General features: G+C 68.5%; 14 protein-coding genes. 3 read left to right on the top strand and 11 right to left on the bottom strand.

The window, feature by feature from the left end:
• Positions 1-9: 9 nt before the first annotated feature.
• The 4 genes from FEF15_RS00795 to FEF15_RS00780 form a co-directional block, all read right to left on the bottom strand.
• Entirely contained in the window at positions 10-627 is a 618-nt protein-coding gene (locus FEF15_RS00795) for a molecular chaperone TorD family protein (RefSeq protein ID WP_163557184.1), read from the bottom strand.
• A 2-nt stretch (positions 628-629) separates the two neighbouring features.
• On the bottom strand, positions 630-2,354 hold the full coding sequence (locus FEF15_RS00790; RefSeq protein ID WP_163557183.1) for a 4Fe-4S binding protein: 1,725 nt from the start codon (positions 2,352-2,354) through the stop codon (positions 630-632).
• Positions 2,355-2,435: 81 nt separating this feature from the next.
• Positions 2,436-3,044 (bottom strand): DUF3306 domain-containing protein, encoded by a 609-nt coding sequence (locus tag FEF15_RS00785; RefSeq protein WP_163557182.1) that lies wholly within the window; start codon positions 3,042-3,044, stop codon positions 2,436-2,438.
• Positions 3,041-3,472 (bottom strand): DUF3305 domain-containing protein, encoded by a 432-nt coding sequence (locus FEF15_RS00780; RefSeq protein ID WP_163557181.1) that lies wholly within the window; start codon positions 3,470-3,472, stop codon positions 3,041-3,043. Before FEF15_RS00780 ends, FEF15_RS00785 begins: the two co-directional genes overlap by 4 nt.
• Before the next feature lie 100 nt (positions 3,473-3,572).
• Here FEF15_RS00780 and FEF15_RS00775 point away from each other — a divergent pair, with 100 nt between their 5' ends.
• Positions 3,573-4,439 carry a formate dehydrogenase accessory sulfurtransferase FdhD gene (locus FEF15_RS00775; RefSeq protein ID WP_163557321.1) on the top strand — a complete coding sequence of 289 codons (867 nt, stop codon included), beginning with the start codon at positions 3,573-3,575 and terminating at the stop codon, positions 4,437-4,439.
• Here the strand turns inward: FEF15_RS00775 and FEF15_RS00770 are convergent.
• Both FEF15_RS00770 and FEF15_RS00765 read right to left on the bottom strand, forming a co-directional pair.
• The gene (locus FEF15_RS00770; RefSeq protein ID WP_163557180.1) at positions 4,436-5,065 is read right to left on the bottom strand and encodes an XRE family transcriptional regulator; all 630 of its coding nucleotides are present in this window, start codon (positions 5,063-5,065) and stop codon (positions 4,436-4,438) included. The genes FEF15_RS00775 and FEF15_RS00770 overlap by 4 nt on opposite strands.
• A 94-nt stretch (positions 5,066-5,159) precedes the next feature.
• Entirely contained in the window at positions 5,160-6,095 is a 936-nt protein-coding gene (locus tag FEF15_RS00765; RefSeq protein ID WP_163557179.1) for a histone deacetylase family protein, read from the bottom strand.
• A gap of 109 nt (positions 6,096-6,204) precedes the next feature.
• Between FEF15_RS00765 and FEF15_RS00760 the strand changes: the two genes are divergently transcribed.
• Positions 6,205-8,952 (top strand): bifunctional acetate--CoA ligase family protein/GNAT family N-acetyltransferase, encoded by a 2,748-nt coding sequence (locus tag FEF15_RS00760; RefSeq protein WP_163557178.1) that lies wholly within the window; start codon positions 6,205-6,207, stop codon positions 8,950-8,952.
• Between the two features lie 69 nt (positions 8,953-9,021).
• On the opposite strand, the gene pdxH is transcribed toward FEF15_RS00760, so the two are convergent.
• The 5 genes from pdxH to FEF15_RS00735 all read right to left on the bottom strand — a co-directional run bounded on the left by pdxH (position 9,022) and on the right by FEF15_RS00735 (position 11,769).
• A complete protein-coding gene (gene pdxH / locus FEF15_RS00755; RefSeq protein WP_163557177.1) occupies positions 9,022-9,663 on the bottom strand; it encodes a pyridoxamine 5'-phosphate oxidase in 642 nt (213 codons plus the stop codon).
• A gap of 98 nt (positions 9,664-9,761) precedes the next feature.
• Positions 9,762-10,163, bottom strand: a complete 402-nt coding sequence (locus FEF15_RS00750) for a DUF2069 domain-containing protein (RefSeq protein ID WP_163557176.1) — start codon at positions 10,161-10,163, stop codon at positions 9,762-9,764.
• Positions 10,160-10,780 (bottom strand): NAD(P)H:quinone oxidoreductase, encoded by a 621-nt coding sequence (wrbA, locus tag FEF15_RS00745; RefSeq protein WP_163557175.1) that lies wholly within the window; start codon positions 10,778-10,780, stop codon positions 10,160-10,162. The genes FEF15_RS00750 and wrbA overlap by 4 nt, the downstream gene beginning before the upstream one ends.
• 39 nt (positions 10,781-10,819) lie before the next feature.
• Positions 10,820-11,176 (bottom strand): arsenate reductase (glutaredoxin), encoded by a 357-nt coding sequence (gene arsC / locus FEF15_RS00740; protein WP_163557174.1) that lies wholly within the window; start codon positions 11,174-11,176, stop codon positions 10,820-10,822.
• Positions 11,177-11,232: 56 nt separating this feature from the next.
• Complete coding sequence (locus FEF15_RS00735; protein ID WP_346427851.1) at positions 11,233-11,769, bottom strand: gamma-glutamylcyclotransferase family protein; 537 nt, start codon at positions 11,767-11,769, stop codon at positions 11,233-11,235.
• 32 nt (positions 11,770-11,801) lie between these two features.
• Between FEF15_RS00735 and smrA the strand changes: the two genes are divergently transcribed.
• Positions 11,802-12,395 (top strand): DNA endonuclease SmrA, encoded by a 594-nt coding sequence (smrA, locus tag FEF15_RS00730; RefSeq protein WP_163557173.1) that lies wholly within the window; start codon positions 11,802-11,804, stop codon positions 12,393-12,395.
• Positions 12,396-12,397 lie beyond the last annotated feature (2 nt).

Below are 12,397 nucleotides of genomic sequence, written 5' to 3'. Positions count from 1 at the left end.
CAGCCCGACTCACGGCTCGACGAGGCGCACGGGATCCTGTACCGCCTCGTCCTCGAGGTGGTGGCGTTCATGGGCCAGGAAAGCGATGCCCAGCTCGCCGAGCCGGGCATAGAAGAGGGTGTCGACGCGCGCCAGGTCAGCCAGGCACTCCGTCGCCCAGGGGGCGAGGTGCGCCATGAAGAAGCGCGCCTCGTCGCCGCTGCCGGCCTCGATCAGCAGGGCCATGCTCTCGCACAGGGCGGCCAGGTGATCCTCGGGTTCGGGGACGGCCTCGCGACGCGCAATGCCCAGCGTGCGCAGGTCGCGGCGCAGGCTGAGCAGGGCCTCATCCATCAGTTCGCCGTTCCGATACCAGGAGGCGTAGGGAGTGATCTCGCCCTGGATCACCCCGACCAGATGACGGAAATGCGCGCGCGCCAGGTCCTCGGGCGTGGCCTGCCGGGCCGCCTCGACCAGCCCGGCCCAGTGGGTGGCGAGGTCGCCCTCGCTCACGTCGACATCGAGCCCCGCGAGCCAGTCGAGCAGCTCGTGGCTCGGCGGCTCACGCAGCAGGCGCGCCAGCAGGCGATAGATGTCGGCACGCAGCGCGCGGGTCTCGTCCTGGGTGCAATCGGGAGCATCACGCATGGCTATACCTTCAACTGGGACTCGGGGTCGTGGGCCAGCGTCCGCCAGACATCGCGGACACGACAGTCCTCGCACATTTCGAGGCGTGCCATGGCTTCGCCGGCGAAGTAGGGGTGATCGGCGAGCTTGGCCTTGATCGTGGCGATGGTGCTGGCCGTGGCGAACGGTTTGCCGCAGCGGATGCAGTCGAACGGTGCTTCTTCGTGGCACACCCTGCGCTCGCGACGAGTCGCGTCGGCCAGGAAACCGGGCACCAGGCGGATGGCGTCTTCCGGGCAGGCCTCGGCACAGAGGCCACACTGCACGCAGTCCGCCTCGCGAAAGCTCAGCTGTGGGCTGTCGCTGCCGGCTGCCAGGGCCGGGGTGGGGCAGCTCGCCACGCAGGCCATGCACAGGGTGCAGGCCTGGGCATCGACCGCCAGCCCGCCGTAGGGAGCGCCCGCCGGCAGGGCTTGGCGCTCCCCGCTCGGCGCACCCAGCGCTGCCAGGCGCCCGAGCACTTGGTCGAGGCGCGTGCGCTTGTCGTCGCTATCGAACTGCAGCGGCTCGGCCGTCAGCACGCCGTGCGGGGGGATCGCGTCGCGCCCCTTGCGGTCGTTCACCGTCAGTGGCTGGATGCGCTCCGGGTCATGCCCCAGTGCCACGAGCAGCGCGCGGGCGAGCGCCAATTCGCCGTCCAGGAAGTCCACCAGGCGTGGCGGCATGTCGGGATGATACTGAAGGCGCATCTCGGCGGCGCCGGCGGCGAGCGCGGCAAGCCACTGGTCGTGGCCGGCGGCGCCCAGCTCCTCGAGGGGGACGTCGAGTACGTGGCCGGCCGGCTCGTCGTCACCAGACAGGTGCTCCTCGTCCAGATACTGGGCCGGGGTGAAACGCACCACCGGTGTCGTGCCACCCGCCTCGCGGTAGGCCGCCAGCCAGGCAACGAGCGTCTCCTGCTGCCGCTGCGTTTCCGGCACGCGGAACTGGATGGCCCCGGTGGGGCAGGCGCTGCTGCAGCTACCCACACCGTGGCAACGGAAGGGGTCGATCTCGATCCAGGCGTCGATGCGCCCCTGGCGGCTGGCGATGGCATCCGCCGGACACACCTCGAGACAGCGGGTGCAGCCGCCATTGCCGTTGGCCGAGTGGGCACAGAGGTCGGCGTTCACCTGGAAGTAGCGCGGCTTGTCGAACTCCCCGATGAGCTCGCCGAAGGCATCGAGCTGCGCTGCATGGTCGGGATCGTCGCTTCGGGTGGCGATATAGCCCGGCGGCGGCAGCTCGAGGACGAGGGCAGGGCGCTCGCCGAGGTCGAGGACGCAATCGAAGTGCGCGCGGTCAGCGAGAGCGCGGGCGAGATCGAGCCGCTCGCCCGCCTGCTCGACGCTTACCATGAACCGGCCGAGATGGCCGTCGAGGCGAAGCGTGCGGGCCTGGGCAGCGGTGAGCGCATGGCTGGCGAGATGCCGGGTGGCCTTGAGCAGGGCCGCGTCAGCGGCGTCGCTCGCTCCCTTCACGGGCTCGGTGAACAGCAGGGTCAGACTGGCCAGGCGAGTGCCGGCCAGGGCCTGGGCAGCGCGGCGCACGTCGCGCTCGTTGCCCAGCAGTAGGGCGTGGCCGCGGCTGAGGTAGTCGACGCCCGCCGGTGCCAGGTTGACCGGCCAGGAGATACGGCGGAAGGCGTGGGCTCGGGCGAGCCGGTTCGACGGCTCGTTATCCGATACCAGCTGGATATGTTGGTTCATGCGGTCTCACGGTCTGTAATTGTTATCGTGTCGTTACTGTCGTTGTTGTGAGCCAAAGCCGTTTGAAGGCTTGCTAATGTTTCAGTGTTGGTCGCTTTCGGCGTTCTTGCCACTACATCCTTCGTCTAAGGCGGACTGAGGCGGCACCGCCTCACGAGGGAGGGTTTCGTCCTCCTCACCGGTGGTCGCGCTGCTGTTGTCGGCTGCCACTTCCTCATCATGGGAGTGACCGGTGGCATGATCACCGCCGGCCGTCTCGCTCGTGCCTACCTCGCGGGGGCCTTCCTCGCCGGAGACTTGCCGTGTCCACTGACGCAGCCGCTGGGCCAGCTCGCTGGCCAGGGGTTGGAGCTGGCGGCGGTAGTCGTCGTCGTAGTCGTCCAGTCCGTCGCGCACCCCGTAATGATCGGCGGCGAAGAGACGACGCAGGGCGCGTCGGCGCAGCCCGGCGCTCACGCCGGGGGACAGGAACGCCTTGATGTCGCTGCCGGGGGCCAGGCTGTCCGGGTCGGGCAGGGTGTGGTCGAGGCTGCCCGGCTCGGGGGGTGGTGTGGCGTCCGCCGAAGCCTCGCGAGGCGCCTCAACCATGGCGTCAGCGTCTTGGCTTGACTCAGTGTGGGCGGGCGCGTCGCTCGCGGGGACAGCCTGACCGGCCCGCTTGCGTTCCGACCAGCGGTTCAGACGGTTCATGGGTTCACCTCCCGGGCACGGCCCGCCCCCGGGCGCTTCTTTTTGCGCCCCTCGTCCGGCGCCTCCCCGTGGCGGGCCAGGTAGGCCTCGACCCAGGCCTGGATGGCCAGGGGCATGGCGACCTCCAGCACCTGCTGCTCGCCATCGAGCCAGGCGGCGGCCACGTCCTGGCTCGCCGAGATGGCCGTGGGGCGGGGAGTCTCACCAGCGTCACCGGCACGCACGAAGAGGCGCGGTGAACCGCCGGTGAGGTTGAATCGGTAGGCGGCCCGCTCGGTGAGATAGAGCTGAAGACTCAGCACCCAGGGGCCGCCGTCGCCCGGCGCCAGGTCGACGATACGCCAGCGAGTGGTGGCGAATCCCTTGATACGCTGTGACTCCCCGGCGAGAGCGAAGCTCAGCGGGCGTCGGCTCACACTGCCCGTCATGGCATGATCTCCGGTGGTGGATTGGCCGATGGCTTTCAGTAAAGACGTCCGCGTCGAGGAGTGCCATCATGGGGATCAACGCTACGCCGAGGAGCTTGCCATGCCATCGTTGAGCCTGAGTCGGGCTCGCCTGCCCGCCACGGTGGAAGTCGACGTGGTCGACGAGTACGGGGAACCTCGCCGGCAGGCCATCGCCGCCGAGCGCCCCCTGACGCTCTATCTCAACCGCCGCGAGATCGTCACCCTGATGACGCTGGGAGCCGATCCCGAGGCGCTGGTGGTGGGCTACCTGCGCAACCAGGGACTGCTCGGCGCTCTCGAGGATCTCACTGCCGTTCACGTCGACTGGGAGGTGGAAGCCGCGGCGGTGGTCACCCGCCACCTCCCGGACGATCTCGAGGCGCGCCTGGGCCAACGCACCGTGACCACGGGCTGCGGTCAGGGCACGGTGTTCGGTCGCCTGCTGGAGGCCACGGCGCTCACGCCGCTGCCGGCGACCCAGCTGCCGCAGTCGGTGCTCTATGCGCTGCTGGAGCGCCTGAACGACTTCAACGAGACCTACAAGAGCGCCGGCGCGGTGCACGGCTGTGCGCTGTGCCGCCAGGCGGAGGTGCTCGATTTCGTGGAGGACGTGGGGCGCCACAACGCCGTGGACACCCTGGCGGGACGCCAGTGGCTGGCAGCGGCGGGAGTGGGCGGCGTCGCGTCCGCCTCGGCCGATCTCTTCTACACCACCGGGCGGTTGACCTCGGAAATGGTGCTCAAGGTCGCCCAGATGGGCATCAGCGTGCTGGTCTCTCGCTCGGGCGTGACCCAGAAGGGCGTGGAGCTGGCCAGCCGCTTCGGCGTGCTGCTGATCGCCCGCGCCAAGGGGCGCCACTTCCAAGCGATCCATGCCGACGCGCGCCTGGTTCTTGACGCCGTGCCGCCGCGGCGACCGGGTGATCGGGCACGGGCGAAAGCCTAGGTTTCCGCCGGGGTGCAGACGGACAGAACCACTGCATCCTCATCGCTCACCGACACCAGGGCGTGCCCCATGTCGCTGTCGAAGTAGATGCTGTCGCCCGCCCCCAGGGTGAGCGGCTCGTAGAACTCGGTGTAGAGGCGGACCGCCCCTTCGAGGACCATCAGGAATTCCTCGCCGTCATGGCGCACCCACTCGCTGAACTCGTCGAAGTGGCGAGCGCGCACGATGGTCTTGAAGGGGATCATGCGCTTCTGCGCCAGCTCGCAGCTCAGGAGCTCATGCTCGTAGGTGGGGGTGGGGTGGTGCTGGCCGTCACCCCGGCGGGTCAGGTCGCGCCGCCCCATGGTGCGCGGTTGGCTGCGCGGCGGCGTGAGCAGCTGGGGCAGGTCGATGCCCAGGCCGTTGATCAGTTTCTGCACCGCCGTGAAGGTGGGCGAGATCTGGTCGTTCTCGATCTTGGAGAGCGTGGAACGCGCCAGGCCGGTGCGGCGGCTGACGTCCTCCAGGGTCCACTGGTTGGCCAGGCGCAGCTCCCTGAGGCGCTCGCCCAGGCGCAGCGGCTCCACGAAGGGCTTGCGACCGGACGCGATACGCAGCGCGGCCTCCTGGTCGGTGGTCGTGGTCATCTAGGCGTTCACTATCGGAAACAGAATTTCCCGAAAGCGTACCACAAATGGCCGCGCCGGCATTGCGGAAACGACCCCCGCAATGTCCTGTGCGTCAGGTGTCGAAGGGCAGGCCGAGCAGTGCCTTGAGGTGGGCCTCGGTACTGCGCCCCAGGGAGTCGAGGTCGTAGCCGCCCTCGAGTACCGAGACCAGTCGGTTGTCGGCGTAGAGGGCAGCGATCTCCATGGCCAAGTGCGTCACCCAGTGGTAGTCCGCCTCGGTCAGGCACAGCTCGGCCAGGGGGTCCTCGTGGTGGGCGTCGAAACCGGCCGACAGCAGGACGATCTCGGGCTTGAAGGCGTGCAGTGCCGGCAGCCAGTCGTCCTCGATGGCGCGCCGGAAGCCGGCACTGTCGGTGCCGGCCTCGAGCGGCGTGTTGACCACGTTCTGCCACTCGCTGCGCAGGTAGCGCCAGGGGTAGAAAGGGTACTGGAAGCTGGTGCAGATCAGCACCTCGGGATCGTCCTTGAAGATGTCGATGGTGCCGTTGCACTGGTGCACGTCGAAATCGAGGATGGCGACGCGCCGGGCGCTGTATTTGGCGCGCGCGTGGGCCGCTCCCACGGCGACGTTGTTGTAGAAGCAGAAGCCCATGGCGTCGGCCGCCTCGGCATGGTGGCCCGGCGGGCGAACGGCACAGAAGACGTTGTCGGCCTGGCGCCGAAACACCTGGTCGACGCCGCGGATCACCGCACCCGCCGCCACCCGGGCCGCGCGCAGGCTGTCGGGGTTCATCAGGGTGTCACTGTCGAGGGTGACGATGCCGCTTTCGGGGACGCACTTGTCGAGGGCGCGCAGGTGGCGCAGGGGGTGAACCCGCGCCAACTCCTCCTCGGAGGCAGGCTGCGCTTCGGACTGCATGGTCTGCTGCAGCACGCCGGCCAGCGCCAAACGGGCGCGGATGGCCTCCAGGCGCAGGGGGCTTTCAGGGTGGTCGGGGCCCATGTGATGCAGATTGCAGTCCGGGTGGGTGATATAGGCCGTGATCATGCGCGCGCTCCAGAATGATTGAAGTCACCTTAATGCGCTCAATCCCTTGCACGACAGTCGCAATAAGTCGTACACAGGGTGGAGCCATTGACCTGGAGGAGGACACGACTTGGGCACCCGATTCCTGCGGCACTTCTTCGAACCTCGCACCGTGGCGGTCGTCGGCGCCTCGGAGAAGGCGCACTCCATCGGCGGCCTGGTGATCCGCAACCTTGAGGATGCCGGTTTCCGCGGCTCGGTATGGGCGGTCAACCCCAAGGGCTACGACACGGTGTTCGGCCGCCCCTGTGTGGCGCACATCCGCGATCTGCCGGAGACGCCTGACCTGGCGGTGGTCGCCTCGCCCGCCGCGACGCTGCCCAAGGTGATCGCTCAACTGGGCCGGGTCGGCGTCAAGGCCGCCCTGGTGCTCTCCGCGGGTGCCCATCTGGACGACGCCGAATCCGGCCAGGCGTCGATTCGCGACCGCATGCTCACCGCCGCCCGGGAGTCCGGCATTCGCGTGCTGGGTCCGGAGTGCATGGGGTTGATCGTGCCCGGGCGTCACCTCAACGCCTCCTACGCCAGCCAGCCGGTCAAAGCGGGCAAGGTGGCCTACCTGGGGCAGTCGGGGATGCTCGGCAACGCCATGATCGATTGGGCGGCGGGGCGCGGCATCGGCTTCTCGCACCTGATCACGGTCGGCGACAGCGTCGACGTCATGCTTCCCGACCTGCTCGACTACATCAACCAGTATGCGCCCACTCAGGCCATCCTCCTGCACCTGGAACGCATCCAGGATTCTCTGCACTTCATGACGGCGCTGCGCGACGCCTCGCGCCATCGACTGGTGCTGGCCATCAAGAGCGGGCGCACGCCGGAGTCGGACCTCTTCAACCTGCCGCCCACGCCCGGGATTGCCAACCGCGACGTGATCTTCGACGCCGCCTTCTCGCGAGCCGGCGTGGTGCGCGTCAACGACTCCGACGAGCTCTTCGACGCCCTGATGACGCTGTCGCAGATGAAGCCGCTCAAGGGCGACCGACTGGCCATCGTCGCCAACGGCCTGGGGCCGGCAATGCTCGCCATCGACAAGCTGATCAGCGCCGGCGGGCGTCTCGCGGCCTTCTCCCGCGAGACCCACGATGCCCTCTGCGACGGCGATTTCGACATGAGCAAGCCCGGCGAGAATCCGGTGGACTTGGGCGGCAACGCCACCCCGGAGAAGTTCGTCGAGGCACTGGAGATCGTCGCCGCCGACCCCGGCGTGGACGCCGTGCTGGTGGTTCACGCTCCGACGCGCCTGGCACCCTCCAAAGCCACGGCTGAGGCGCTCATCGCCAGCCGCAAGCGTTTCCGGCGCAACCTGCTGACCAGTTGGATGGGCCTGGAGGGGGCGCTGGATGCCCGCCACGCCTGCAGCCTGGCCGGGATTCCCACCTATGTCTCGCCGGAGAAGGCGGTCAAGGCCTTCATGCACATGGTGGACTACCAGCGCGTCCAGGCGCTGCTGCAGGAGACGCCGCCCAGCCTGCCCTTTGCCACCACCAGCGACATTCGCGCCGAGTGCCGCGCGCTGATCCAGCGCGCCAAGGCGGAGGGCCGCGACAGCCTCTCCCATTCGGAGACGGCGCAGGTCCTCGAGGCCTACGGCATTCCCGTGGCGCCCGGCCGCTACGTGCGAACTCCCGAGGAGGGCGCAGCCGCCGCGGCGGAAATGGCCGGCCCCATGGCGCTCAAGGTGGTGCACGAGGGCAACTGCGTGCCGTTTCGCTATCGCCGTCACCCGCACAAGCTCTCCGCCGGGCTGCTGCAGGATTTGACCACGCCGGAACAGGTCGCCGAAGGCGTTGAGCAGCTCGGCGAGAAGGTGGGCGAGAAGTTCCCGACCATGGCCATTCGCGAGTTTTGCCTGCAGCCCATGCAGCGCGGCAAGCACTCGCTGCAGGTCTGCGCCGGCATCACCCGCGATCCGGTGTTCGGTCCGGTGATCGTTTTCGGCATCGGCGGCTACAAGGTCAATATCCTGGCCGACCGCCAGGTGGCACTGCCGCCGCTCAACATGACCCTGGCCGCCGACGTGGTGGGGCGCACCCACGCCGCGCGGCTGATTCGCGAGCACTCGAGTCATCCCGAGCGCGACCTGGACCGCCTCTGCGAGCTGCTGGTCAAACTCTCGCAGATGGCCTCGGACTTGCTCGACCTGCGCGGCCTGGAGCTCAATCCGCTGCTGCTCAACCGCGACGGCATCCAGGCGGTCGACTTCGCCCTCGATCTCGGCGCGCCGGCGCGCTTCGCGATCATGCCCTACCCGGAGGAGCTGCGCGAATGGACGACGCTCAAGAACGGCATGGCCGTCGAGGTGCGCCCCATCCGTGCCGAGGACGCACCGCTGATCACCAGCTTCCACGAGCAGCTCTCCGAGGAGAGCATTCGCTTCCGCTACTTCCACAACAAGTCGGATCTCACCCAGCGCGACCTGTCGATCCTCTCGCACATCAACTACGACCGGCAGATGGCCTTCATCGCCGAGCACCAGAAGGCGGACGGCAGCAAGGAGATGCTGGGGGTGGTGCGGGTGTGGAACGACCCGGACAACATCCGCACCGAGTTCTCGATCATCGTGCGTGACGACATGAAGGGACAGGGGCTCGGCAGCCTGCTGATGAACAAGATGATCGCCTACTGTCAGAGCGTGGGCACCCTGGAGATGATCGGCAAGATCATGGTCGACAACCACCCCATGCGGGCGCTGATGAAGCACCTGGGCTTCAAGCAGCGCTACAACATGGAGGAGCAGGTAGTGGACGCCGTGTTGCGGCTCAACGAGCCGGAGAGCGAGTGGCAGCGGCACCGCCTGGAAAGCCTACCCGACTGACACGGCAACCCCGAACATCAGCCCCCGCGCGAGGGGACTTTTACGTTACGACACAGGAGATGCGGCGTTTCAGGGCGCCATACGGAAGAGGTGCCAGCGGCCCTCGCGCTGTTCGAAGCGCAACCGGTCGTGCAGGCGGCTGGGCTGTCCCTGCCAGAACTCAAACATGTCGGGAATCACGCGGTAGCCGCCCCAGTGCACCGGGCGGGGCACCGTCTGGCCCTCGTAGGCCTGTTCGAAGCGATGCTGACGCTCCTCGATCCACTGGCGGCCGGGAATCACCACGCTCTGGGTGGCAATCCAGGCGCCCAACTGGCTGGCCCGCGGGCGGCTTTCGAAGTAGGCGTCCGACTCCTCGGCCGAGACCTGCTCGACGCGCCCCTCGACACGCACCTGGCGGGACAGCGACGGCCACCAGAACACTAGGGCAGCATGCGGCACATTGGCCAGCTCGCTGCCCTTGTGGCTGTGATAGTTGGTGTAGAAGACCAGACCCTGCTCGTCATAGCCCTTGAGCAGCAACACCCGCGCATGCGGCAGCCCCTGGCTGTCCACCGTGGCCAGCGTCATGGCGTTGCCGTCCTCGCCTTCGTTTTCCAGGGCCAGGGTCATCCATTCGTCGAACAGCACCCGAGGGTCGTCGGGCACCTGATCCTCATCCAGCCGTCCGCCCTCGTAGTCGCGGCGAATATCGGCAATGTTGCGTGTCATGGCGGTCTCCTCATCGTTTCCCGCTATGGTCGCTGCTGCGCGAAAGGAGCACAACACCTGTTTCTCGACGCCCCCGGCACCGGCCGGGCCACCTCTCCTCAGCGCTGTTGGCTTGCCTTCAGCTGCCGGCTGCGAAAGCGCGCATAGAACATGCTGCCGGTGAACAGCGCCAGAGCGCTCACGGCCTCCAGTAGGCCGAGCAGACCCTGGCCGGGCAGGGTGGCCAGCATCACCCCCTGGGCGAAGTAGAGCAGGCTGACGAAGGCCAGCCACGCATGGCCCCGCGGCCGGCGACCGAGAATCGAAGGGAGGAAGAGCACCAGCGGCAGGATGCGAATGAGGATCGGCAACAGGGGATTGTCGCCGGCCTGCATCGACAGACCGCCCCAAACCAGCAGTACCAGCAGGACCGCCAGGCTGCCGAGGACCAGTCGTCGCGCCCGCTCGGTCAGCACATCCACGCCGTATTGGGCTTCCAGTGACTCCAGCCAGCGTCTCATGGCGCCTCCCGCAGCGGCTGCAGGGCCAGGGCCAGGCGAGCAAGGCGCTGCCCCTGAGCCCGCACCAGGTGGCGTTCGTGGTCGTCCAGCACGCGATCACTGCGCTGGCCGGCCAGGTGGCTGGCGCCATAGGGGGTGCCACCCGTGGTGGTTTCCATGAGCTCGGTCTCGCTGTAGGGAATGCCGGCGTAGACCATGCCAAGGTGCAGTAGCGGCAGCAGCATCGAGATCAGCGTGGTCTCCTGGCCACCGTGCAGACTGGCGGTGGAGGTGAAGGCGGTGGCCGGCTTGTCGTTCAGCGCCCCGCCCAGCCACAGTTCGCTGGTGGAGTCGACGAAGTGCTTGAGCGGGGCGGCCATGTTGCCGAAGCGCGTCGGGCTGCCCAGCGCCAGGCCCGCGCAGTGGCGCAGGTCGTCGAGGCTGGCGTAGATGGCGCCTTCGGCGGGAATCTCCGGGTCCACCGCCTCGCAGGTCGGCGATACCGGCGGCACGGTGCGCAGCCGGGCATCGATGCCCGGACAGGACTCGACGCCGGCGGCGAACTGCTCGGCCATGGCGCGGGTGGCCCCGTAGCGGGAGTAGTAGAGGATCAATACGTAGGGCAGGGAGGCGCTCATCCGGGCTCCTGGTGGCGGGTGGGGCGGCAGGCGGGGGGATCAGTCGGCATCGACCAGGGCGAGCACGTCTTCCGGCGGACGACCGAGCACCGCTCGCTCGCCGTCGTCGGCAATGGGGCGCTCCAGCAGGCGGGGATGGGCAACGATAGCCGCGATCACCTGCTCCTGGTCGCTCAGATCGACCTCCGGGTCCATCGCCTTCCATTCGGCTTCCTGGGTGCGCACCAGGGCATGGCCGTCGGCGTCGAGCCGCGACAGCAGGTCGCGCAGCTCGGCCTCGCTCGGCGGCTCGTCCAGGTAGCGGCGCTGGCGCACCTCGATGCCGCGCTCCTCCAGCAGCGCCAGGGCCTGGCGCGACTTGGAACAGCGAGGGTTGTGATACAGGGTAATGGGCATGCCGGCTCCTCGATCCGTGACGAAGTGGCGGCCATTGTAGAAGGGGGGGGAGTGGCTCACAACTGCGCTTCGGGCTCGGCCGCCCTGTCCAGCCGCTGGTATGCCCAGGCCTGGCTTCCGTCGGAAAGGGTCACGCGCACGCGTTCATAGCGAATCCCCAGCCGCTCGTAGCGGTCGAGCCGGGCGAGCTCCCGGGCGGAGACCTCGAGCACCACGCCCTCGACCGCCTTCCCGGGCGCCTCGGCGATATCGAGACCCTCGCGGCGAAAGTCCTCGAGCACCGCCGGTTGCGGGTCGCCGACGCGCCCGTAGACCAGCCAGCGCACCGGGGCATGGCGCAGCGTGCCGTAGACGAAGACCGCATGGGGGCCTGTCTCGACCGGTGGCAGATGCTCGGGGCGGTCGTAGGTGAAGGGGCTGAGCAGGGTCCACCATAGCCAACCGGCCAGCGCCAAGGGGGCGAGGAGCAACAGGGTAACGGACCAACGAAGCAGGCGCATGGCACTCCTCAGCGGGATGGCAAGCGGCGGATAGCCGCCATCCTGCCACGCCGTGCGGCCCGACTTAAGCCCGTGGCGGTGCTCTGCTAGCATGGAACTTCCCCAGACGACCCCGGAGGTACGCCATGACACAGTCGGCACGCGACGATCACGACTTTCGGGCCCTGATGGGGGACGTGCAACCCTTGCGGCGTGAAGGCAACCGCGCCGACCCCGGCCGGCCGCGTCGGGCGCCCAGCGAAGCGCAGCTGGCCCGGCGCGAGAGCGCCGAGGCCGAAAGCGCGGGCGACAGCTTCCTCTCCGACGACTTCGTCGAACTGCTACCGCCCTTCGATCCCCTGGAGTTCCGCCGCGACGGCATCCAGCAGGGGGTGGTGGACCGCCTGCGCCATGGCGGCTATGCAGCCCAGGCGCGGCTGCACCTGCTGCGCCGCCCCCTCGCCGAGTGTCGCCGCACGCTGCCCGGCTTCATCGAGGAAGCCCAGGCCCATGACCTGCGCTCGGTGTTGATCGTGCATGGCCGCGGCCGCGAGATCGACAGCGCCCCCAACGTGCTGCGCTCCTATCTGGCCAAGTGGCTGGCCCAGTTCGAGCAGGTGCAGGCCTTCGTTTCCGCCCAGCCGTCCGACGGTGGCCTGGGCGCCACCTGGGTGATGCTGCGCAAGAGCGAACGCGCACGGGCCGCAAACCGCGAACGCCAGCAGAAGCGGCGTGGCTGACG

It is taken from the genome of Halomonas sp. NO4, assembly GCF_010994375.1.
GTDB lineage: Bacteria > Pseudomonadota > Gammaproteobacteria > Pseudomonadales > Halomonadaceae > Halomonas.
Note: the sequence above shows the minus strand (reverse complement) of the source record. Positions and strands in the feature narration are given on the sequence as shown.